General features: G+C 62.8%; 21 protein-coding genes. 11 read left to right on the forward strand and 10 right to left on the reverse strand.

The window, feature by feature from the left end; genetic code table 11:
• Positions 1 to 74: 74 nt before the first annotated feature.
• The 4 genes from KY084_RS08485 (at position 75) to KY084_RS08500 (ending at position 4,589) form a co-directional block, all read left to right on the forward strand.
• Positions 75 to 1,232: a mechanosensitive ion channel family protein gene (locus tag KY084_RS08485; protein ID WP_219238028.1), complete on the forward strand. Its 1,158-nt coding sequence runs from the start codon at positions 75 to 77 to the stop codon at positions 1,230 to 1,232.
• A 151-nt stretch (positions 1,233 to 1,383) separates the two neighbouring features.
• The gene (gene guaB, locus KY084_RS08490; RefSeq protein WP_219238029.1) at positions 1,384 to 2,841 is read left to right on the forward strand and encodes an IMP dehydrogenase; all 1,458 of its coding nucleotides are present in this window, start codon (positions 1,384 to 1,386) and stop codon (positions 2,839 to 2,841) included.
• A gap of 9 nt (positions 2,842 to 2,850) precedes the next feature.
• Positions 2,851 to 4,035: an RsmB/NOP family class I SAM-dependent RNA methyltransferase gene (locus KY084_RS08495; RefSeq protein ID WP_219238030.1), complete on the forward strand. Its 1,185-nt coding sequence runs from the start codon at positions 2,851 to 2,853 to the stop codon at positions 4,033 to 4,035.
• A 32-nt stretch (positions 4,036 to 4,067) separates the two neighbouring features.
• On the forward strand, positions 4,068 to 4,589 hold the full coding sequence (locus tag KY084_RS08500) for a tetratricopeptide repeat protein (protein ID WP_219238031.1): 522 nt from the start codon (positions 4,068 to 4,070) through the stop codon (positions 4,587 to 4,589).
• On the opposite strand, the gene rsmA is transcribed toward KY084_RS08500, so the two are convergent.
• From rsmA to KY084_RS08520, 4 genes are all read right to left on the reverse strand, one after another.
• Entirely contained in the window at positions 4,579 to 5,412 is an 834-nt protein-coding gene (gene rsmA / locus KY084_RS08505; RefSeq protein ID WP_219238032.1) for a 16S rRNA (adenine(1518)-N(6)/adenine(1519)-N(6))-dimethyltransferase RsmA, read from the reverse strand. The genes KY084_RS08500 and rsmA overlap by 11 nt on opposite strands.
• Positions 5,409 to 6,410: a 4-hydroxythreonine-4-phosphate dehydrogenase PdxA gene (pdxA, locus tag KY084_RS08510; RefSeq protein ID WP_219238033.1), complete on the reverse strand. Its 1,002-nt coding sequence runs from the start codon at positions 6,408 to 6,410 to the stop codon at positions 5,409 to 5,411. The genes rsmA and pdxA overlap by 4 nt, the downstream gene beginning before the upstream one ends.
• A gap of 10 nt (positions 6,411 to 6,420) precedes the next feature.
• Entirely contained in the window at positions 6,421 to 7,776 is a 1,356-nt protein-coding gene (locus tag KY084_RS08515) for a peptidylprolyl isomerase (RefSeq protein ID WP_343227985.1), read from the reverse strand.
• 76 nt (positions 7,777 to 7,852) lie between these two features.
• Positions 7,853 to 10,069: an LPS-assembly protein LptD gene (locus KY084_RS08520; RefSeq protein WP_219238081.1), complete on the reverse strand. Its 2,217-nt coding sequence runs from the start codon at positions 10,067 to 10,069 to the stop codon at positions 7,853 to 7,855.
• A 207-nt stretch (positions 10,070 to 10,276) separates the two neighbouring features.
• On the opposite strand from KY084_RS08520, the gene KY084_RS08525 reads away from it, so the two are divergent.
• The 3 genes from KY084_RS08525 to ndk all read left to right on the forward strand — a co-directional run bounded on the left by KY084_RS08525 (position 10,277) and on the right by ndk (position 12,727).
• Positions 10,277 to 11,752 (forward strand): leucyl aminopeptidase, encoded by a 1,476-nt coding sequence (locus KY084_RS08525; protein WP_219238035.1) that lies wholly within the window; start codon positions 10,277 to 10,279, stop codon positions 11,750 to 11,752.
• 25 nt (positions 11,753 to 11,777) lie between these two features.
• A complete protein-coding gene (locus tag KY084_RS08530; protein ID WP_219238036.1) occupies positions 11,778 to 12,218 on the forward strand; it encodes a DNA polymerase III subunit chi in 441 nt (146 codons plus the stop codon).
• 86 nt (positions 12,219 to 12,304) lie between these two features.
• A complete protein-coding gene (gene ndk, locus KY084_RS08535; RefSeq protein ID WP_219238037.1) occupies positions 12,305 to 12,727 on the forward strand; it encodes a nucleoside-diphosphate kinase in 423 nt (140 codons plus the stop codon).
• Between the two features lie 27 nt (positions 12,728 to 12,754).
• On the opposite strand, the gene KY084_RS08540 is transcribed toward ndk, so the two are convergent.
• Genes KY084_RS08540 through purM form a run of 4 tightly spaced genes read right to left on the reverse strand, consistent with a single transcriptional unit; the run spans position 12,755 to position 15,492 of the window.
• A complete protein-coding gene (locus tag KY084_RS08540) occupies positions 12,755 to 13,462 on the reverse strand; it encodes a hypothetical protein (RefSeq protein WP_219238038.1) in 708 nt (235 codons plus the stop codon).
• The gene (locus KY084_RS08545) at positions 13,459 to 13,827 is read right to left on the reverse strand and encodes an MmcQ/YjbR family DNA-binding protein (RefSeq protein WP_219238039.1); all 369 of its coding nucleotides are present in this window, start codon (positions 13,825 to 13,827) and stop codon (positions 13,459 to 13,461) included. Before KY084_RS08545 ends, KY084_RS08540 begins: the two co-directional genes overlap by 4 nt.
• Complete coding sequence (gene purN / locus KY084_RS08550; protein WP_219238040.1) at positions 13,824 to 14,396, reverse strand: phosphoribosylglycinamide formyltransferase; 573 nt, start codon at positions 14,394 to 14,396, stop codon at positions 13,824 to 13,826. Before purN ends, KY084_RS08545 begins: the two co-directional genes overlap by 4 nt.
• Positions 14,386 to 15,492 (reverse strand): phosphoribosylformylglycinamidine cyclo-ligase, encoded by a 1,107-nt coding sequence (gene purM, locus KY084_RS08555; protein ID WP_219238041.1) that lies wholly within the window; start codon positions 15,490 to 15,492, stop codon positions 14,386 to 14,388. Before purM ends, purN begins: the two co-directional genes overlap by 11 nt.
• 63 nt (positions 15,493 to 15,555) lie before the next feature.
• Between purM and KY084_RS08560 the strand changes: the two genes are divergently transcribed.
• From KY084_RS08560 to KY084_RS08575, 4 genes are read left to right on the forward strand one after another with little or no spacing between them, the layout of a single operon-like run.
• Complete coding sequence (locus KY084_RS08560; RefSeq protein WP_246586995.1) at positions 15,556 to 16,836, forward strand: heavy-metal-associated domain-containing protein; 1,281 nt, start codon at positions 15,556 to 15,558, stop codon at positions 16,834 to 16,836.
• On the forward strand, positions 16,833 to 17,462 hold the full coding sequence (locus KY084_RS08565) for a P-loop NTPase family protein (protein ID WP_219238042.1): 630 nt from the start codon (positions 16,833 to 16,835) through the stop codon (positions 17,460 to 17,462). Before KY084_RS08560 ends, KY084_RS08565 begins: the two co-directional genes overlap by 4 nt.
• A 3-nt stretch (positions 17,463 to 17,465) precedes the next feature.
• Positions 17,466 to 19,643 (forward strand): RNA degradosome polyphosphate kinase, encoded by a 2,178-nt coding sequence (locus KY084_RS08570; RefSeq protein ID WP_219238043.1) that lies wholly within the window; start codon positions 17,466 to 17,468, stop codon positions 19,641 to 19,643.
• Positions 19,644 to 19,653: 10 nt separating this feature from the next.
• Positions 19,654 to 21,150 carry a Ppx/GppA family phosphatase gene (locus KY084_RS08575; RefSeq protein WP_219238044.1) on the forward strand — a complete coding sequence of 499 codons (1,497 nt, stop codon included), beginning with the start codon at positions 19,654 to 19,656 and terminating at the stop codon, positions 21,148 to 21,150.
• 11 nt (positions 21,151 to 21,161) lie between these two features.
• Here the strand turns inward: KY084_RS08575 and KY084_RS08580 are convergent, their stop codons facing one another.
• Positions 21,162 to 21,503, reverse strand: coding sequence for an I78 family peptidase inhibitor (locus KY084_RS08580; protein ID WP_219238045.1), 342 nt, complete (start codon positions 21,501 to 21,503; stop codon positions 21,162 to 21,164).
• Complete coding sequence (rnd, locus tag KY084_RS08585) at positions 21,500 to 22,675, reverse strand: ribonuclease D (protein ID WP_219238046.1); 1,176 nt, start codon at positions 22,673 to 22,675, stop codon at positions 21,500 to 21,502. The genes KY084_RS08580 and rnd overlap by 4 nt, the downstream gene beginning before the upstream one ends.
• Between the last annotated feature and the right edge of the window lie 177 nt (positions 22,676 to 22,852).

Here is a 22,852-nt window from a genome sequence, read left to right on the forward strand (position 1 = left end):
TGAACGGCTTCTTCGCGTCTGCAATAAAATTGCTGCACTGCGGAACAACTTTGTTCGTCCGCCTTTGAAGCTGCATGTACCATTTTCAGGTCGCAGGCTGGACGGTGCCCGAACCGGTGATCAGTGTCGGACTGATCGCGCTTGCTATCCTGCTTGCGCTGGCCGCGCACGGCATTTTTGTGCGACTGCTGCTGCGATTGACCAGAAACACCAGCTTCGTCGCCGATGATGTTCTGTTCCGGCGATCGCTCCGCCCGATGCGATGGATATTCGTTGCGATCAGTCTTGCGCTGATCCGCTCCGCGCTCAGCCTGGATGCCGCTGCCGACGCGATATGGAAGCAGGCGGCGGGACTGATCGTGCCACTGCTGATCGGTTGGCTCGCAATATCGCTGATCCGCGCCAGCACCAAGATTGTTGAGATACGTTCCGACATCACCGTTGAGGACAATCTGAAGGCACGACGGCGGCGCACGCGCAGCATGATCCTGGGCCGCATCGCCACGATCATCGTCGCGTTCATCACCATCTGCCTGATGCTGCTGTCGATCCCCGGCGTGCGTAGCGTGGGGGTTACGCTGATGGCGTCCGCGGGTCTTGTCGGCCTGGCGGTGGGTGCAGCGGCACAGCCCGCGCTAAAGAACCTTATCGCCGGCGTGCAGATGGCGTTCACAGAGCCGATCCGCATCGATGATGCTGTGATTATTGCCGATGAATGGGGTTGGGTAGAGGAAATAAAACTCACCTATGTCGTGATAAAAATCTGGGACCAGCGCCGCCTTATCGTACCGGTTTCTAAATTTCTCGACGAACCGTTCCAGAACTGGACCCGCGACGGGGCAGGGCTGCTCGGATCGGTATTCCTCTATCTGGACCCGAGTGCCGACATCGCCCGGCTGCGCGACCATTTCGAAGAGGTTGTGGTCAAGGAACCACTGTTCGACGGGCGCGGAAAAGTGTTGCAGGTAACAGACGCCAATGCGTCGGCGATCGAGATCAGGATGCTGGCGACGGCTTCCAATTCGCCGCGGACGTTCGACCTTCGCTGCGCAATCCGGGAAAAGATGCTTGCTTTCATCCGCGACGAAATGCCCGAGGCCTTCCCCCGCACGCGTGCCGAACTGGGCAGCGCCGAATGGAAAGACGCGCCCGGTCGCATTCCCGATCCGGTGCATCCGCCGCAGCGAGCCCCTTATCCTGAGGGGATCGGCGGTCCCGAAGGCGAAGAGTGACGCCATGGCGTTTCGATCCCATCCCGGATCGGTTTGAACGCCGCAACCGCCCGCTTTTGTTGTTCCCCTACTAGCGCTGTGCGGTGCGTGCGGTTACATGGGCCGCCAATTCCCGACTCCTGCAGCTATATTTATGGAACTGGCGCTCCCCATGGAAATCCCTCTCGGTCTCACCTTTGACGACGTTCTGCTGTACCCCGCCGAATCCGAAGTGGTGCCGAGCAAGGCGGACACCAAAACCCGGGTGACTCGCGAACTGGCGCTGAATATTCCGGTCATGTCGTCGGCGATGGATACCGTGACCGAAGCGGATATGGCGATCGTCATGGCGCAGCTTGGCGGTATCGGCGTGCTTCACCGCAACCTGTCGATCGAGGAGCAGGTGGCGGCGGCGCGGCAGGTGAAGCGCTTTGAATCTGGCATGGTTGTGAACCCCATCACTATCGCGCCCGATGCGCCGCTGTCGCATGCGCAGATGCTGATGGAGCGTCATCATATCAGCGGCATTCCCGTGACCGAGCCGTCGGGAAAGCTGGTCGGCATATTGACCAATCGCGACGTGCGCTTCGCCGAAAATCCGGGCCAGCCGGTGTCCGAACTGATGACGCACGAAAATCTGGCCACCGTCTCGGCCAGCGTGACCCAGGAAGAAGCGCGCCGCTTGCTGCACCAGCGCCGTATCGAAAAGCTGCTGGTGGTCGATGATTCCTATCGTTGTGTTGGCCTGATCACGGTGAAGGACATCGAAAAGGCGGTAACCTATCCCAACGCGACCAAGGACGCGGCGGGGCGGTTGTGCGTGGCAGCAGCGACCACCGTCGGAGACGCCGGGTTCGCGCGTACCGAAGCGCTGATCGATGGCGATGTCGACCTGATCGTCATCGATACCGCGCACGGCCATAACCGCGATGTCGCACGCGCTGTCGAACGGACCAAGAAACTGTCCAATTCGGTTCAGGTCATTGCGGGAAATGTCGCGACACCCGAAGCGACGCGGGCGCTGATCGATGCGGGGGCCGACGGGATCAAGGTCGGGATCGGACCGGGATCGATCTGCACCACGCGCGTCGTGGCGGGCGTAGGCGTACCGCAGCTGACCGCGGTCATGGAAGCGGCCGCGGAAGCGAAGAAATCGGGCGTTCCGGTGATTGCCGATGGCGGGGTGCGCACGTCCGGCGACATGGCGAAGGCGATCGCGGCGGGCGCGTCGGTGGTGATGGTCGGATCGCTGCTCGCCGGGACTGAGGAAGCGCCGGGCGAAACGTTCCTCTATCAGGGCCGTGCCTATAAGGCGTATCGCGGCATGGGTTCTGTCGGCGCGATGGCCAAGGGCTCGGCCGACCGCTATTTCCAGCAGGATATCAAGGATCAGCTCAAGCTGGTGCCGGAGGGAATCGAAGGCCAGGTCCCCTATAAGGGGGCTGCGCGCGATGTCATTCACCAGCTTGTCGGCGGAGTGAAGGCGGCGATGGGTTATACCGGTGCTCGCACGATTCCGGAGATGCAGGAAAAGGCGCGTTTCGTTCGCATCACCAACGCGGGCCTTCGCGAAAGCCATGTTCACGACGTCACCATCACGCGCGAGGCGCCCAATTATCCGAGCCGCTGAGCACGTCGCATGACGCCGGCTGCACGTACTCAGGCGGCAATCGAGCTGCTCGATCAGATTATCGCCGCAGCGCGCGATCAGGGCGCGGCGGCTGATACGCTGATCGCGCGCTATTTCGCCGCACGGCGCTATGCCGGGTCGAAGGATCGGCGCGCCGTTCGCGCGCTGGTCTATGATGCGATCCGCTTGCTCGGCGAATGCCCCGAAAGCGGGCGCGCCGCGATGCTTGCGCTTGCCCGTGTCCGCCCGGAAATCGCTGAGCATTTCGGGCATGGCGAATATGGTCCGGCGGCGATCGCGGCAGATGAGCCGGTTGCCGAACCCGGCATCGCGCCGCAATGGCTGGTCGATGCGCTGAAAGCATCGGCAATCGGCGAAGCGGAACAGGCGGCGCTGCTCGATCGCGCGCCGCTCGACATTCGCGTCAATCCGCTTCGCGCCACGCTCGATACGGTGAGTGGAACACTCAATGCCGAACCCATCGGTGCGCCGCCGCTGGGCGTGCGCCTTCCGGCCGACAGCCGATTGGAACACCACCCGCTATTCGAGGCCGGAGCATTCGAAGTGCAGGATGCGGGCAGTCAGATCGTGACGCTGGCGACCGGTGCTGCCCCCGGGATGTCGGTCGTCGATCTGTGCGCCGGCGGTGGCGGCAAGACGCTGGCCATGGCGGCAATGATGGCAGATCGCGGGCAAATCCTCGCCACCGATACCGATCGGGCAAGGCTTTCGCGCCTGCCCGCGCGCGCCGAACGCGCCGGGGTGACCATCGCTGAAACCCGATTGCTTGATCCTGGCCTGGAAAGCGAAGCGCTGACCGACATCGGACAATCCGCCGATGTCGTGCTGGTCGATGCGCCTTGTTCGGGCACCGGCACATGGCGACGCAACCCGGAGGCACGCTGGCGGCTGACGCCGCAGCGGCTTCGTCGGCTTGTGCAGATACAGGCGCGTCTGCTCGATATCGGCGCAGCGCTCGTTCGGCCGGGCGGCGCGCTTGTGCATATCGTATGTTCGCTGCTCGACGATGAAGGCGCGGCGCAGATTGACGCTTTCCTCGACCGGCATCCCGATTGGCGGGCCGAAGCGCTTGCATTACCCGCCGGGAGCGTTCACGCGAAGGGAATGCGTTTGACGCCCGCAAGCGACGGCACCGACGGCTTTTTTGTCGCAAGGCTCGTTCGCGCATGCTAGCCCGCGCCAAGCGTCCAGTTTCGGAGACACTCATGCGTTTCACCTCGGTTTCGGCGGCAATCGCGCTTACCCTGACCTGCGTTTCGACCTCGCTATACGGGCAGCGCCCCGATGATCAGATCGATGCGCGTTCGATGGCGCTGCTGAAGCAGGGCGAGGCAAAGCTTGCCGCCGGAAATCTCACCGGCGCGCGCGAAACGCTGGAAACCGCGCTTGCGGTCGATCCGCGCAACCGCAAGGCGTTCGTGGTGCTGGCGAAGGTGGCGCGCGGGCAGGGGCTGCCCGGCCGTGCGATCCGCCTGTATCGCGAAGCGCTGACGCTGGAACCCAATGATGTAGAGGCGCTTCAGGGACAGGGCGAAGCGATGGTGACCAAGGGGGCGGTCGTCCGCGCGAAGGAAAACCTGACCAAGATCGAAAAGATTTGCGGCAACGAAACTTGCGCCGCCGCGACTCAGCTTTCCGCCGTCATCGCCAAGGGACCTCCCCCCACCGCGACCGCCCAGCAAAATGCGAAGCCGCAAGGCGAGGCAGAAGCAACGTCTAAACAATAGGCTGCAACGCGCGTGCAAGCGCGACGAAATCCTCGATTGCCAGCGTCTCCGGCCGACGCGTGGGATCGATTCCCAGCGTTTCCAGTGCGGCGAGCGCGCCGGGTACGCTTTTCAACGATTGCCGAAGCATCTTGCGCCGCTGCCCGAACGCGGCCGCGGTGACCATCCCCAGTGTTTCGGGAGAAACCCCGTCTGGCGCATTGCCCGGCGTGATATGCACTACCGCCGACATGACCTTCGGGGGTGGGGTGAACGCGGATCGATGCACCGGCATCGCGATCCGCGCTTCGCTGCGCCACTGCGAAAGCACCGCCAACCGACCATAGGCACCACTGCCGGGGCGTGCGACGATCCGTTCGGCAACCTCGCGTTGGAACATCAGCGTCAGGCTGCGCCACCAGGGCCGCCATTCGGCCGAAAGCCATCCGACCAACAGCGCGGTCCCGACATTATAGGGCAGATTCGCCACGATCGCAGGCGGCGCGACAAACAGACCCGGCATATCGATGGTCAGCGCATCGCCTTCGATCAGGCGCAATCGGTCAGGATAGGCTTGCCCAAGCTGTTCGAGCGCCGGGATGCAGCGATGGTCGCGTTCGATCGCGGTAACGTTCGCTCCGGCGGCGAGCAGGGCGCGCGTAAGACCGCCGGGGCCGGGACCGATTTCCAGAACGTCGCGTTCCGCAATGTCGCCCGGAATGGCTGCGATGCGCGTCAGAAGCTGCGAATCGAAAAGGAAATTCTGGCCCAGCGCCTTGCTGGCCGACAATCCGTGTTCGCGAATGACGTCCCTTAACGGCGGCAACGCCGGGCCTTCGCTCATGCCGTGATACCGGCCTTTTCCCGCCGCCCGGCAGCCGAGGCGGCAAGCCGGATCGCCGCGATCATAGCGCCCGGCTCGGCCTGATCGCTGCCCGCGATGCCGAACGCGGTCCCGTGATCGGGCGAGGTCCGGACGATCGGCAAGCCGAGGGTGATGTTGACGCCTTCGTCGAAGTGCAGCGTTTTGATCGGGATCAGCGCCTGATCGTGATAGGGGCACAGCGCCGCATCGAACGTGGCGCGCGCGCGCGGGTGGAACATCGTATCGGCGGCGAAAGGCCCCGCCGCGTCGATCCCGTCACGTTGCAGTCTTTCGACCGCCGGGATGAAATAATCAATCTCCTCGGTGCCGATTGCGCCGCTTTCGCCGGCATGGGGATTGAACCCGGCAAAGGCCAGGCGCGGCTTTTCAATTCCGAAATTGCGCTGCAGTCCGCGCGCCGTCGCATGCCCCTTGCGGACGATCAGATCGACCGAGAGCGTTTCACTGACTTTGGCAAGCGGGATGTGGGTCGTGATCGGGACGACACGCAGCGTCGGCCCGGCAAGCATCATAACCGCGTTGTCCTTCGACACCCCGCAACGTTCAGCGACGAATTCGGTCTGACCGGGATGGGTGAAGCCGATATCATACAGCCGCGCCTTCGACACCGGTGCGGTCACCAGCGCGCCCGCAGCGCCCGATCGCGCCAGACCGACGGAAAGTTCCAGCGCCTGAAGCGCCGACCTTGCCCCCGAAATATCGGCATTGCCCGGTGAAACCGCGTGGCGATCGCCCACCGACAGCAGCGGAAGCGCGTCGGCGAACACGTCGGTCGCTTCATCGGGTTCGCCTATCGTGCGGACCGGACCATCCCACACTGCTTCGATCGCCCGGATATTACCCACCGCGAAAAAGGGTTGAAGTTGATGCAGCTGGCGCGCCTGCCATGCCTTGGCGATGATTTCAGGCCCGATTCCGGCGGGATCGCCCATCGCGACGGCGAGCGGGCGCGTCATGGCTATCCCCTCAGCGATATTCGATGATGGCATCACGCCTCAGATCGCGCAGCATGCGTTGCGCGCGCAGATTGACGCGCTGCTGTTCCAACTGGGCCTGAACCTTGTCGGGTGAGGGCAGGCCGGCGCTTTTCGCATCGTCGCGACCGCACAGCACAAGCACGCGAACCCCCTGGTCCATCGATCCGAACGGCGGGGTGGCTTCCCCGACTTTCAGCTTCATCATGATATCCTGAAGCTGGGGCGGCAAATCGCGAATCCGCACCGAGTCGTTATCGACCACCTCGGCGCCCAGCTTCCCGGCCACACCCGGCACCGCGCCGCATCCATGCAGGTCCTTCGCCGCACTGGCGAGCGCCTGCGCCTTGGCCTGCGCCTGTGCTTCGCTGGTCCCGGCACCGAAGTTGAGCGTCATCTGACGCAGGCTGAGCACCGCATCGCGCGGATCGGCAGTCAGAACCTGACGCTGGTCGACCAGATACAGCAGTGAATAGCCGCCCGGAACCTGAACCGGACCGGCGATCTGCCCCACTTGCATATTCTGCACCGCTTCGACCATCGATGTCGGCAGCATGTCGGTGCGCACCCAGTCCAGATCGCCGCCGCGCACGCTGGTTGTCGCTTGCGAATAGGTGCGCGCAAGGCTTTCGAACGGAACGCCCTGTTTCAGCTTTTCGGTGATGTCCTTCATCTTTGCCACCACCTGCTCAGGACTGCCGTCGCTGGAGGGGAGGTAGATTTCCTTCAGATGATATTCCTCAGCGCCCTTCGACGCCTTCATCCGGTCGAGGATCGCGTTCACCTCGGCATCGCCGACATTTACAAAGGGTTCGACCTGTCGTTGCAATAGGCGGCTCCAGGCGATCTCGCCCTCAATCTGCCGTTTCAGCGACGCCGGGGCGGACCCGATCTCGCGCAGATAATCGCCGAACTCCTTCGGCGTCTTGTTGAATCGGTTGGCGATCCGGGCATAGCTCTGGTCGATCTCGTCCGAACTGACCGTGATGTCGTTCGCCTTTGCCTGCTGGATTTGCAGCGTTTCGTCGATCAGAGAACGCAGCACCTGCAATTTCAACTGCTGGCGATCATCGGCGCTGACCTGCATCTTGTTCAGCGAAGCGACCATTGCCAGCCGGTGATCGACATCGGTTCCGGTGATGACGCTGTTGTTCACGATCGCGGTGGGTTTACGAACGTTCGGATCAACATCGCCGAAAATCTGAAGGTTCTTGGGCAGGTTCAGTCCCGCATCGGGGGTCTGGTCGTCGGACACCGTCTGCGCCGACAGCGCGGTGGCGGCAACCATGCCGCTCATCGCCAATACGACGCGCGAAAAACGCGTAGCCTTCGAAGTCAATTTGATCACCTGGTTTCGAACCTCGTTTTCCTGGCGGTCGCGGCCGCTGGGTGCATTTCTTCGCATTGTTCGTCTGAACCCCGGCTTAGCGGCCAAGATTCTTGAACGAAAGGGTAAGCAGGTAACTGTTTCCCCGCCGCGCGTCGCCGGTATCCTCATAATAGCGCCGCCAGCTGACGCCAAGCTTCAGGCAATCATCCTCATACGCAACGCCAAGGCGATGGCGAACGGGATCGAACCCGTCGGATTGCGACGTCGGGTCCTCGTACTTATCGGTAAGGTCGACCGTCGCCGAACCATATACCGACCAGAAGCGGGCAAAGGCCACCCGGCCCCCGATTCGCGCCTCTTCACGATCGCGCAGGTCCTCCAGTTCGGTAGTGATGTTCCGGTTGAGCCGGAGATAGCCGAGCAGAAGATAGGTTTTGCGCGAACCGATCGTCGCATCAATCTCGTTCCGACGGACCGCCAGATTATCCTTGTCCAGCCGATAGCGATGGGTGAGCGAAACAAAGTCGCGAAAACGCACTTCGGTGCGGCCGACAATATCGGAAAACCGATCGGTAAGCCCCGTTCCGTCCGGCAGGATGCTGTCCTGCGACGAGAGGCGATAGCTTTGCCCGGCGGTCGCGTTGATCGAGATGCCGGGCAGCGTCACCGCCCAGTCGAGCCCATAGGTAAAGCGGGTCGAATCCTCGAACCGGTCATATCCGGGGAAGCGGTTGAGCGCGAACAGGTTCGAATCTTCAAGATCGACCGCGCGCGCATCCTCGTTGGGAATGTCGAGATTGCGGATCGGCGGCGATGCCACGACCTGCACCCGCGGCGTCAAACGCTGCGTCCCCGAAAGGAAGCTGCCGACGAAAGGCCATTTGACGTCGATCGCCACCGCGGCGATCGCGCGCCCCTGAAACCCCGCTTCGCCGCGATAGCTTTCGACATCAGTCGCGAGAATGTCGGACGTGTGATACAGATCGCCACGCACATAGCCGGTCAGCGTCACTTCCTGGCCCCAGCGGGTGAGGCGGCGCAGATCCCATTGCGCGGAGGCGAATGCACGCTGCGTATCCTGCCCGGCGGTGCGGGTGATCGCCAGACTGTTGAGTTGCAGGTTCAGCGTGCCGCCCGCCAGCACATTTTCAATACGGCGGCGATAGTCGATTTCCGGCAGCGCGATCGGCTGCAACCCTTGCACTTCGTCAGTGCGCAGCGTCTGGACCGCCCAGCCGTTGATCGAGAAATAGCTGTTCCGGTCGATCCGCTCCAGCCTGACATTGTTGCGCAACCTGTCATCGCGCGAAATATCGTAGCGGCGAAGAAATGTCCGGTCGCTCGCCAGCCGGATCGAGGCGCTGACGTCCCAATTGGGCGAAAACTGAAACTCCCCCGTACCGTCCAGATAGCCGCGAACCTGATTATTGCTGCTGACCTGTGCATCGGTATCGATCCGGTCGTCGGTCTGGCGGCTATAGGTGAGATAACCCGTCACCTGAAACGCGCCGGTATCGCTCAGTTCGCGATACTGCCCCTCCAGCATCGGCAGGGCGTCGCTGAATATATGCGGCGTGATCGTCAGATCGCGGTCGGATGCGAAGCTGATGAAATAGGGAACCGCCGCTTCAAGCCCGTTGACGCGGTCGTACCGCAGCGACGGGGACAACAGGCCGCCATCGCTATGCCCGCCCACGGGATGGGAAAAGGCGGGAAGCGGCACGATCGGCAGGCCGAACAGTTGCAGTGTAGCACCGGTATAGCGGATACGCCCGACCGCCGGATCATAAACGACCTTGCGCGCGGTGATCTTCCATGAAGGCTCTTTCGGGCACCCGTTCGAATCGGTGACCGAACAGCCGGTATAGGCAGCATGGTCGACCGTGATGACGCCGTTTTCGTCGCGATTTCCGCTTTGCGCCGCCAGCCTGCCGCCCTGATCGAGAACGACGAGCATATTCTGGATCGCGCCGCCCTTCAACGCATCGGTAAGTTCGATACGGTCGCCATAGGCGATATCGCCTTCGGGATTGGTGACCGCGATATTGCCGGTCGCCACGACCTTCCCGTTCGCGCGGTTCCACGTCACCTGATCGGCGCGCAGCCGGTTACCCTGGCGCGACAGGCGGACATCGCCGGAAGCGGTGACGATGTCATTCGTATTGTCATATTCCAGCGTGTCGGCGCTGAACGCGATCTGGTCGTCATTCGCCGGAGCATCGGCGGCGGAGAGCGGCGGTGGCGGGGAAACGGGGCGTTCGCCCAGATCCTGCGCCATGGCGGGCAGGGCCCACAGAACCGGCAGCGTCATCGCGCAGGAAAGCAGGCGTGGGTTACGCGTCACGATTTTTCCACTCACTCCCTGATACCCCGCACGCCGCACCCCGCGAAGGCGGCGAATCCGCCCTATCGCACCGGCGGCGGGGAAGGGCAATCCGAAGCTGGCTTTGCCGATCCCGTGCTTTATCCCTACATGGGCGCCACAAGCGCAATCGAGCCAAAAAGGAAACCCGTCCGCATGCATATCAAGTTCGCCGCCGAACGTCCCGCCGACGCGGAGGTCATCGCGCTTCCGGTTGAGAAAAACGCGATCGACCGGCTTCAGTCCGGCTCGCTGGAGGCCGAAATCGGCGCAATGGCGCGCGAAGCAGCCGCCGCCAACCGTTTCGAGGGCGAGGCCGGTTCGGTCAGCGAAACGTTCGCGCGTGTCGATGGCGCATTGCTACGCATCGTCCTGCTGGGCGTCGGTGGCGGCAGCGAAACCGATTTTGAGCGTGCGGGCGGCGCGCTGGCGGCTCGGTTCATTGCGTCCGGCGCGAAATCGGTCGCGGTCGAGTTCGGCGCGCTTTCGGCCGCGCCGACGGCAAAGGCCGCGGCTCGTTTCGCAGCCGGTGCCAGCCAGAAGGCATGGCGATATGACGTGTATCGCACCAAGCAGTCCGAACGTTCGAAACCGACGCTTGAAACCGTGACAATTATTGCCGCCCCTGACGGCACCGACGCCGCATGGAAGGGCTTTGACGCGGTCACCCAGGGGATGGCGCTTACCCGCATGCTGGTCTCCGAACCGGCGAACAAGCTGTACCCAGAAAGCTTTGTCGACCATGCGCGTACGCTGGAAGAACTCGGCGTCGAACTGACCGTGCTCGACGAAGCCGAAATGGGCAAGCTGGGCATGAATGCGCTGCTGGGCGTCAGCCAGGGTTCGGTGCGCGAGGCGCGGCTGCTGGTCATGCGCTGGAACGGCAAAGGGTCGGGCGATCCCGATCTTGCCTTTGTCGGCAAGGGCGTGACTTTCGACAGCGGCGGCATCTCGCTGAAGCCCGGCGCGGGCATGGAAGACATGAAATGGGACATGGGCGGCGCGGGCGCGGTCATCGGCGCGATGAAGGCACTGGCGCTGCGCAAGGCGAACGCCAATGTCGTGGGCGTATGTGGGCTGGTCGAAAACATGCCCGACGGCAATGCGCAGCGTCCCGGTGACGTCGTGACGTCGATGTCAGGCCAGACGATCGAGGTCATCAACACCGACGCCGAAGGGCGGCTGGTGCTTTGCGACGCGCTTTGCTGGGTCCAACAGACGCTGAAGCCCAAAACGATCATCGACCTTGCCACGCTGACCGGCGCGATGATCGTCAGCCTGGGCCATGAACAGGCGGGCCTGTTTTCGAATGACGACTCGCTTGCCGACGAACTCACCGCGGCTGGCAAGGCGTCGGGTGACCAGGTCTGGCGGATGCCGCTGGGCGAAGCCTATAACAAACTCCTCGATTCGCCGATCGCCGATATGAAGAATGTCGGGCCGCGCGCCGCCGGATCGATCACCGCAGCACAGTTCCTCCAGCGCTTTATCGAAGATGGCGTGCGCTGGGCGCATCTCGATATTGCCGGCATGGCATGGGCGGACAAGGCGGGGCCGAATTACGAAAAGGGTGCCACCGGTTTCGGTGTGCGTTTGCTCGACCGCTTCGTCGCCGATAATTTCGAAGGTTGAGGCAGAGAGCGGCGGGGCTGAAGCGATGAAGGTCGATTTCTACCATCTGACGCTCAGCCCCGTTGACCGGGTGTTGCCGCGCATCGCCGAAAAGGTGCTTCAGACAGGCGAGCGCCTGCTGGTCGTCGCGGCCGAACCTGATCGGCGCGAGGCGCTCGACAAGCTGCTGTGGAGCTATTCGCACGTCAGTTTCCTGCCGCACGCGCGTGCGGGCGGCGCGCATGATGCGCAGCAGCCGGTGCTGATCGCCGAAACCGTCAAGGCCCCGAATGGCGCGACGAACATCGCCATTGCCGACAATGTGTGGCGGGAGGGGGCGCTGCAATTCGCGCGTGTCTTCCATTTTTTCGACGCCGACAATATCGCCGCCGCGCGCGATGCCTGGAAATCGCTCGCCGGGCGCGAGGATATCGAACGCCGGTATTGGCAACAGACCGAAAGCGGGGGCTGGAAACAGGCCGCCTGATTCGCGCCCGCTTGCATCCTTTGCGGCGCGCGACTAGGGCGAGCGCACTTTTCCACATCAATTCAACTATGGGAGCCAGACCGGCCATGGCCGCGAACCGGACCTTTTCGATCATCAAGCCCGACGCAACGCGTCGCAACCTTACCGGCGCCGTTACGAAGATGCTGGAAGACGCCGGCCTTCGCGTCGTCGCGTCCAAGCGCATCCAGATGACGCGCAAGCAGGCGGAGGGCTTTTACGCCGTCCACAAGGAACGCCCCTTTTTCGACGATCTGGTGGCCTTCATGATTTCAGGGCCCGTCGTGGTGCAGGTGCTTGAGGGCGAGGACGCGGTGAAGCGCAATCGCGACATCATGGGCGCGACCAATCCCGAAAACGCCGCCGAAGGCACGATCCGCAAGGCGCATGCCGAATCGATCGAGGCGAATTCGGTGCATGGTTCTGATTCGGACGAAAATGCTGCGACCGAAATCGCCTTCTTCTTCAAGCCCGAAGAAATCGTCGGCTGATCGATTCCCCGCCGCCCGATGGCGGGGTCAATCCTTCAATGCTTGCAGGCGCTCGCGCTCGGTGGCCCAAAGCCGGTCGAGCCGGGCGCCCGCATCGCCCGACATGCGCTGGCGAAGTACGATGCCTTTCAGCTTCAGTTTGCGGCCGCGAAGCACCTGCCCTTCGGTGGTGAAAACGATGTCATAGATCGCGCGATCCGTGCGATGCGCGTCGCCTGCCCAATAGCTTGCCGCGATTTCGACCGGCAGACGCCCCTGAATTCTATCCGGCCCGCCATCGGTAAGGGCGAGCAGCTTGTCGGCGAACCAGCCGCTTTCGATCTTGGGTTCAAGCAACGTATCCTGACCGGCGATGCCAAGAGCAGGCGGGAATATGATCCGCGCGCTCTGAATCGAATGGTCCGCGCGGTCGGACAGCAGCAGTGTTCGACCACCGTCGCGCGGGGTGCCGTCCAGTGAAACCAGCGCCGCTTCATGCGCCGCCGCGCGCTGTTGCTTTGCCGTTTCCGCCTGATCGGTCTCGCGCGCCTGCTCCTGACTCCGGCGCATGGTGACATTGTTCCACAAGGTCGCAGCCGAGATGATGAGCGCAACAATACCGAGTATTTCGGCAAGCGTCAGCAGGCGGCGACGGCGCGCCTTTTCCTGGCGTTCGCTTTCCTCCCGCTCAGCGCGAATTTTCGGCGGTTCGGGATCTTTTGGCGAAGCGGCGTCGGTATCAGGCATATCGTTCACCGGCCGCCCGCCTCCAGCAGGTGTATGGGCGCTACCAGCTCCCAACTGGCGGCAATGCGATCTGCTACCTGCGCCCAGTCGATGTCCGGGCCATCGAGGCGCAGGGCGACCCAGTCATCAGAACCCGCTTGCGCGACGTCATGATAGCGATCGGGATGTTTGGCGATCAGCATCGCGCGCTCGTCGCTGTCGCTGACCTTCACGACTACAGCGATCCGGCCGTCACGATCGCTCAGTCGTGCGAAAATCCGGTCCTCTTCAATCCCGAAAGCGGGCATGCCGTCAAGCGATGTTTCGCATGTTTCGGGCAAATCGAGGCAGAGCGGGCGCAGTTTTTCGGCAATGGTTTGGGCTTCGGGCGTCATCGGTTGATAAACTCCGCCAGGACCTTGGGATAAAGACGATGTTCTTCCATCAGCACACGCGCGGCAAGGCTTTCCGCCGTGTCGTCTGCGTTGATCGGCACCTCCGCCTGTCCCAATACGGCGCCGCCATCGAGCTCTTCGGTGACGATATGCACCGAACACCCCGCAACGCGATCCCCGGCCGCGATGGCGCGCGCATGGGTGTCGAGCCCCTTATATTTGGGGAGCAGCGAGGGGTGGATATTGATGATCCGGCCGCGCCAGCGCGCCACGAAATCATCCGACAGCAACCGCATATAGCCGGCAAGCGCGATCACCTCGACGCCCGCGTCGCGAAGCGCGCCGTCGATCGCCGCTTCATATTCGGCCTTGGCGATGCGCTTGGGCGACTGCGCAAAGGTCGCGACGCCGTTGTCGGTCGCCCAGCCAAGCCCGGGGGCGTCCGGCTTGTCGCTGGCCACCAGCGCCACCGCATAGGGGCATTCCGGCGCTTGCGCCGCTTCGACCAGCGCGGCCATGTTCGACCCGCGCCCCGAAATAAGGATGCCGACGCGTCGTTTAGCCGTCATGGGTTGCCGACCAGTCCGACCGTGCGCTCCATGTGCCCGCGCTGCCCGTTACGGTGCAGCTGCGCGCGCCCGCTTCCACCTTGCCGATGCGCAAAACGCGCTCGCCTGCTGTTTCCAATGCGCGGGCGACATCCTCGGCTTCGCTTTCGGAAACAATAACCGCCATGCCGATTCCGCAATTGAAGGTGCGCGCCATTTCCTCCGGCTCGATATTCCCCTGCGCTTGCAGAAACGCCATCAATCCGGGCTGCTGCCAACTATCGGCATCGATCAGGGCGTGAGAGCCGTCGCGAAGCACGCGCGGAATATTTTCGAGCAGCCCGCCGCCAGTGATATGCGCAAGGCCGTGAATTCGACCTGCACTGACCAGCGGCAACAGGCTTTTCACATAAATCCGCGTCGGCGCCATCAATGCATCGATCAGAATGACCTCCTGATCGAAAAGCGCGGGCCGGTTCAGCTTCCACCCCTTATCGGCGGCAAGGCGGCGCACCAGCGAAAAACCGTTGGAATGGACGCCCGACGAGGCAAGACCCAGAATCACGTCGCCCGGGGCCACCTTGCTGCCATCGAGAAGCCGGTCGCGCTCGACCGCGCCAACGCAGAAGCCGGCCAGATCATAATCGCCCTCGGCATACATTCCCGGCATCTCCGCCGTCTCGCCGCCGATAAGGGCGCATCCCGCCTGTTGGCACCCATCGGCGATCGAGGCGACCACCCGCTGCGCCACCGCAGTGTCCAGCTTTGCACTGGCATAATAATCGAGGAAGAAGAGCGGCTCTGCCCCCTGCACGATCAGGTCGTTTGCGCACATCGCGACCAGATCGATTCCGACGCCGTCATGACGCCCGCTTTCGATCGCTAGTTTCAGCTTGGTTCCCACGCCGTCATTCGCCGCGACCAGCAGCGGGTCGGTGAACCCGGCCGCCCTCAAATCGAAGATGCCGCCAAAGCCGCCCAGATCGGCGTCAGCGCCCGGTCGACGGGTTGCGCGGGCTAGTGGGCCGATCGCGCGGACCAGCGCGTTACCGGCATCGATGGAAACGCCCGCACGGGCATAGGTATAGGGCGCATCGCCCCGATCGTTGCTGCTCATGTCGCATCGCCTAAACAGATCGCGCTTGGATTTCCACGCCCGCTTCGCCAAAAGGGCGGCGAAATGATCAGGCGCCCGCTCATATTTTGCTCGCTTGCCGTGCTCGCCGCCGGTGTCGGCGGTGTCGCGCGCTTCGCCACCGCTCAATCGGGCGGCGTGGTGACGAACGCCCCCATCGACAGCGCGGGCACGTTCGAAGTCGGCGGCATCGATGTCGATGTGCGGGGTAAGACAGCCGAGCAGGCGCGAGAAGATGGCTGGCGAATCGCGCAGCGCAAAGGCTGGGACAAGCTTTCGCAACGATTGACCGGAAAAGGTGGATCGCTGCCCGATTCGACGCTGAACAATATTGTTGCCGGGATCGTGATCGAGCGCGAGGAAATCGGGCCGGACCGTTATATTGCCCGGCTGGGCGTCCTGTTCCGCCGCGACAAGGCAAGCAGCATTCTGGGCGTGGCGCAGCGGATGACTCGTTCTCCGCCGATGCTGGTGATCCCGCTGCAATGGTCGGCGGGTACGGCAACCACGCTTGAACGGAAAACCGCGTGGAATCAGGCATGGGACCGATTTCGCACCGGTAACAGCGCGATCGATTATGTCCGTGTCAGCGGCACGGGGCCGGACCCGTTGCTGTTGAACGCGGGACAGGCCGATCGACGGGGGCGCAACTGGTGGCGTTCGACGCTGGATCAATATGGCGCGTCCGACGTGCTGGTGCCCGAGGTGCGGATCGAACGCCAATGGCCGGGCGGTCCGATCATCGCGACCTTCATCGCCGGGCACGGGCCGGATAATCAGGAAATCGACCGGTTCAGCCTTCGCGTGGAAAATAGCGACGGTCTTGGCGCGCTTCTCGACGAAGGGGTGAAGCGGCTCGACGCCATCTATCAGCGCGCGCTGTCCAACGGCGCGTTGCAGCGCGACAGCGGGCTTGCCAACCGGCCGCCGCGGATCGAAGAAACCGATGATTCGCAGGCCGATGTCTCGCAGCAAGCGCAGCCGATACCCCCGCTTCCCAGCGATACGCCAAGCGCCAGTGCCAGCTCAGTCGTCAATGTTCAGGTCGACACGCCCTCGGTCGCCGCGGTCACCGGTGCCGAATCGGCGATGCGCGCCATTCCCGGCGTGCGATCGGCCGCGACCAGCAGTCTTGCGCTGGGCGGCGTATCGGTGATGCGGGTAAGCTATGACGGGACCGTATCCGGGCTTGCCACCGCGCTTCAGGCGCGCGGATGGCAGGTGCAACAGGCCGGAAACACGCTTCGCGTGCGTCGCGGCGGCGGCAACGGCGGACGATCTTCCACAGGGGAGGGCGAAACGCCCGGGAACAGCAGCACCGGATGAGCCAGCTCGAGCTGCCGCTCGACTGGCCCGCCGACTCGAGCGCGGACGTTTTCCTGATCGGTGAGGCCAATTCCCGCGCCGTCCATATGCTCGAACACCGCGGCGCCTGGCCGGTAATGGCGGCGATCCTGACCGGACCGCGCAAATCAGGACGCAGCCGGCTGGCGCGGATATTCGCATCGCGAACCGGCGGCCATGTGTTCGACGACGCGCAATCGGCCGACGAAACCCGATTGTTTCATGCGTGGAACCTCGCCCAGGCACAACGTACGCCGCTGCTCATCATATGTGATTCGCCTCCGCCGCAATGGCAGGTGAAGCTCCCCGATCTGCGATCGCGGCTTGCCGCCACGCCGGTTTTGCGGATCGACCCGCCCGACGACACGCTGATCGCCGAATTGCTGGGTTTCTGGTTCGCGCGACGCGAAATCGTTGCCGGGCCGGAGGTGCTTGAATGGCTCTCGAAACGGACCGAACGCAGCTATGTCGCGTTACTGTCAACAGTAGAGGCTATTGAGGACGGGTTACGCGGCGCCCGCAGCAGGCGGCTTACCGTGCCGCGAGCGCGTGACATCCTGTCGGAAGCCAAGCCGCCATCGTCGTGGGACCACAAACAGCAGGGGTGAAGGATGAACAGTCAGTTGCCGGTTGCGAACGATCCCGCCCCGGCGGGGGAAAGCGAAGCGGAAAGCCGTTTTTTCAATCGCGAATTGTCCTGGCTGGCCTTTAATCGCCGCGTGCTGGAAGAGGCTTGCAACCGCGCGCATCCGCTGCTCGAAAGGCTTCGTTTCCTGTCGATTTCGGCGTCCAATCTGGACGAATTCTTCATGGTCCGGGTCGCCGGGCTGAAAGGACAGCAGCTCCAGAATGTGGAGCAACCATCGGCCGATGGCCTGACGCCAAGCCAGCAACTCGCAGCGATCGCCGAAAAAACGAGCGAACTGGTCGATGACCAGCAGGCGGTTTGGCGCGATATCCATGGCGAACTGGCGGAGGCAGGTATCGACGTGCTCGATCCCGCGACGATCGACGCGCAAGCACTGAAAGCACTGGAATCGCATTTTCGCGAGTGTATTTTTCCTATCCTGACGCCCCAGGCGCTCGATCCGGCGCACCCATTCCCCTTCATTCCCAATGGCGGATTGAGCGTCATTCTCGATCTGGTGCGCGATTCCGATGGCGAGCAGGTGCGCGAACTCGTGCTTCTCCCGTCCAGCACGCCGCGCTTTGTCCGGCTGGTCGGCGATCGCGCACGCTATGTTGCGGTCGAAACGCTGATAAAGCGCTTTTCGGACCAGCTTTTCCCCGGATATCGCGTCGAATCCGCTGCCGCTTTCCGCATCCTTCGCGACAGCGATATCGAAGTCGAGGAAGAAGCGGAGGACCTGGTCCTGTATTTCCGCAGCGCGATAAAGCGCCGCCGCCGGGGTAGGGTGATCCGGCTGGAAGTCGAAACCGATATGAGCGACGAGCTTGAATCGGTGCTGAAGGAAGAGCTTGGCGGCATCGATGCGTTGTTGATCGAAACGGGCGGGTTTCTCGCCATGGGCGACCTCGCCGCGCTGGTCGAAGAGGACCGGCCCGACCTGAAATTCACGCCGTTCAGCCCGCGTTTCCCCGAACGCATCCGCGAATATGGCGGTGACTGCTTCGCGGCGATCCGGGCGAAGGACATTATCGTCCATCACCCGTATGAAACATTCGATGTCGTCCTCGCCTTTCTGAAGCAGGCGGCGCAGGATCCGGATGTCGTCGCGATCAAACAGACGCTGTACCGAGCGGGCAAGCAGTCGGCAGTGATTCAGGCGCTGATCGCGGCGGCCGAAGCGGGAAAATCGGTGACCGCGGTGGTCGAACTGAAGGCGCGGTTCGACGAGGAGCAGAATCTGCTTTGGGCCAATGCGCTGGAACGCGCAGGGGTTCAGGTCGTCTACGGCTTTATCGACTGGAAGACTCACGCCAAGGTATCGATGGTCGTCCGGCGCGAAGGGACCGGATTTCGGACCTACTGCCATTTCGGGACGGGGAATTACCACCCGGTCACCGCGCGAATTTACACCGATCTCAGCTTCTTCACCGCAGACCCCGCGATCGGGCGCGACGCCAGTCGCATCTTCAATTATATCACCGGCTATGTCGAACCCGGCGACCTGGAATGTATGGCAATTTCCCCGCGCGACATTCGGCCCCGGCTCACCGAACTGGTCGATCGTGAAATCACGAACGCGCGCGCCGGAAAACCGGCGGCAATCTGGGCCAAGATGAATTCGCTGGTCGACCCGGCGATGATCGAGAAATTGTACGAAGCCAGCAATGCGGGCGTGGAGATCGATCTTGTCGTTCGCGGCATTTGCTGCCTGCGGCCCGGTGTGGCGGACATGTCGGACAATATCCACGTAAAATCATGCGTCGGTCGGTTTCTCGAACACAGCCGCATCTGGGCGTTCGGCAATGGCAAGGCGCTTCCCAATGACGGCGCGTCGCTTTTCATCTCCTCGGCCGACTGGATGCCGCGCAATTTCGACCGCAGGGTGGAATATATGCTGCCGATCACCAACCCGACCGTGCACGATCAGGTGCTCGACCAAGTCATGGTCGCCAATCTGATCGACACCGAACAAAGCTGGGAACTGCATCCCGACGGCAGCTATGAACGGATCGAAAAGGGCGCGCGACCGTTCAACCTGCATCGTTACTTCATGACCAATCCGTCGCTTTCCGGACGCGGGGCCGCGCTGGAAAGCGGTGAATCAATGCCAAAGAAGCTGTCGCTTCGCCGCCGCCATTCCAACAATCGTGACGGATAGGTTTCAATTCATGGCAACGCTTTCGTTTCGAAAAGTGCGCGTCAGCACGGCTGCCCGAACGCATGGTGCGATCATCGATATCGGGTCCAACTCGATCCGTCTGGTCGTTTACGCCGGCCCCAGCCGGCTTCCCTCGATCGTTTATAATGAAAAGATATTGGCAGGGCTTGGCCGGGGCCTGAGCGAGAATGGCCGGATATCGGACGAATCGATGAAACTGGCCAAACCGGCGCTTGCCCGGTTTGCCGCGCTGTGCCGGGAAATGGAGGTGGCGGACCTTCGCTGCGTGGCGACGGCTGCGGTGCGAGACGCCGAAAATGGCGGCGACCTGCTCGATGCAGCAAAGGCGTTGGGCCTTAATGTCGAATTGCTGTCGGGCGAGGATGAGGCGCAGGCCGCGGGTAACGGCGTGCTGTGCGCGATCCCCGATGCGCGGGGCATCGTCGGCGATCTGGGCGGTGGCAGCTTGGAACTCGTCCGGGTGGGCGACGGGTCGGTGCATGAGCGTGCGTCGTTCCCGCTTGGCGTGCTTCGCATCGGGAAGCTGCGCGCCAAGGGTAAACGGACGCTGGAAAAGCGCGTCGCCACCCTGATCGCAGAGGCGGGGTGGAGCGGGGCGGGGAAGGGTGTTCCGCTGTACATGGTCGGCGGATCATGGCGTGCGCTCGCCAGGCTCGACATGCACCTGACCCAATATCCGCTGCCGGTCATCCACGGCTATCGCATGGACCGGGATGCGGTCGAGCGGCTGCGCCGCACTGTCGCGCATATTTCGAAGGGAAGGTTACGCGCCATTCCGAACCTGTCGAGCGGCCGCGTGGCGACCTTGGGGGAGGCTGGCGCGCTGCTTTCCGTGCTGATGGAACAGCTTGGCACCAAGGAAGTAATCGTCTCCGCCTTCGGGCTTCGCGAAGGCCTGTTCCATCAGGCGCTTCCCGATGAGGAGCGAGAGCGTGATCCGTTGCTCGTCATGGCGCATGAAGAGGCGCAGCGACTGGGGCGTTTTCCCGAACATGGCGACTTGCTTGGTGACTGGATTGCGCCGTTGTTCGGAGATGAAGATGCGCGGCATGCTCGGCTTCGTCACACCGCCTGCCTGCTCGCCGATGTCGGATGGAGCGCCAATCCGGAGTTTCGTGCCGAACGCGGGCTGGAAATCGCGCTTCACGGCAATTGGGTGGCGATCGACGGCTGGGGCCGCGCGCTGCTTGGGCAGGCGCTTTTTACGTCGTTAGGCGGCGGGATGAGCAGTCCGGAGCCGCTGGTTCAGCTTGCACCCTATGACGACCTGGAACGCGCGAAACAATGGGGACTGGCGATACGGCTGGGACAGCGGTGGAGCGGCGGCGTCGCTGGTCCGCTCGATCGATCGCGGCTCGAACGGCACGACAAATCACTCATATTGAACGTGCGTGAAGCCGATACGGCACTCTATAGCGAGACTGTTGCCCGCCGTCACAAGGCGCTGGCCGGCGCAATGAACCTCGAACCGGGGCTAAAGCGATAGTCCGGAGCGGCTCACCCGCATTTGAACCCGGTCACCACATTTTGTTTATCCAGGTCGATATTCAGCCGGTCGGTGCGGTAATCCATCGTCATTGCCATCCCCGGCTTGCGCCAGCGCACGGTTCTGGCACCTGATATTCCAAGCGCCTGCGCCGCAAGCTCTTGCGTTCCCGTCTGCCCCACAAAACCGCTCAGACCGTCAACGTCGCACGCGCCAGATCCCAACTGACGGTCGGGTTCGGAACGCACCCCGTCCTGCGGGCTGCTCATGGCATCGTCCGGTGCCGGAGTCTGCGCGCAGGCGGCACAGGCGATAAGCGCCGATAGCGGAGCAAGCAGCATTGCACGGGTCATTCCTTATCCTCCGTACGGGTCATTTTCAATTTGCCGCCGCGCACGGTGAAGCCGAGTTGCCCCTCGACCAGCGCAAGTGCGTCGCGTCCGAACTGCTCGTACCGCCAGCCATTCAAAATAGCGAGCTTGTCGCGCTGTCCAGCGGCAAGCGCTTCCAGATCGTCCGATCGTGCGAGCAACCGCGCGGCGACATTTATTTCACGTGCGCGAATCTTCAGCAACAATTTCAGAAGGTCGGCGACCAGCGCGCCTTCCTTGCCCAGCGCCGGTTTGCGATCGTCGCGTGAGGGTATTTCATCGGCCGGCAGCGGCTTCGCTTCGGCAAGCGCGTCCATCATGCGCCCACCAATGTCGTTTGATGCCCATGCCCCCGAAAGCCCGCGTACCTTTGCAAGGTCGCCCTGCTTGCGCGGGGGATGCGCGGCGATGTCGCCCAGCGTTTCATCCTTTACGATACGTCCGCGCGGCAAATTCTTGCCCTGCGCTTCCTGTTCGCGCCAGCGGGCCAGCGCCTTCAGCCGGCCGAGAACATCGGCCTTGCGGCTTGGCGTGCGCACACGCTTCCACGCAAGATCGGGGTCATTGAAATAGTTGGACGGTTCAGCAAGCCGCTCCATCTCTTCGTTCAGCCACGCGCCGCGCCCGGTATTTTTCAGCTTTTTCAGCATCATCGGAAAGATCTTTGACAAATGCGTCACGTCGGCGATCGCATAGCTGATCTGACGATCGTCGAGCGGCCGGCGGCTCCAGTCGGTGAAGCGCGCACCCTTGTCCACCGTGATGCCAAGGTATGAATCGACCAGATTCGAATAACCGATCTGTTCACCCTGACCCAGCGCCATCGCCGCAACCTGCGTGTCGAACAGCGGCTGCGGCGTCTTCCCCGTCAGATTGTAGACGATTTCCAGATCCTGCCCGCCCGCATGAAAAACCTTCAGCACGTCATGATTCTCGGTCAGCAGGTCGAGCAGCGGGGTCATGTCCATCCCCGGCGCCATGGGGTCGATCGCGGCGGCTTCGTTCTCGTCCGCAATCTGGATCAGACACAGCTCCGGCCAATAGCTGTTTTCGCGCATGAACTCCGTATCGACCGTGACGAAATCGGCGTTGGAAAGTCGCGCGCAAAGATTGGCGAGGTCGGCGCTGTCCTCGATAAGCCCGTGAATATGCATCCAGCCCCCATATACCGCCGCGTCCGGGTTGACAAAGTGGTGTATGATGCGGTTTCGCGCGGCCACGAAGTTTTTTATCTGTCATTCCGGCAAGCAGCCGGAATCTCGCGCCATCCGCGCAGCCCGCGGCCAGAGATCCCGGTTTTTCGCCGGGGTGACGTGTTTTTTGGGAAATGA

Source organism: Stakelama flava (genome assembly GCF_019351405.1).
GTDB classification, from domain to species: domain Bacteria; phylum Pseudomonadota; class Alphaproteobacteria; order Sphingomonadales; family Sphingomonadaceae; genus Sphingomonas; species Sphingomonas flava_A.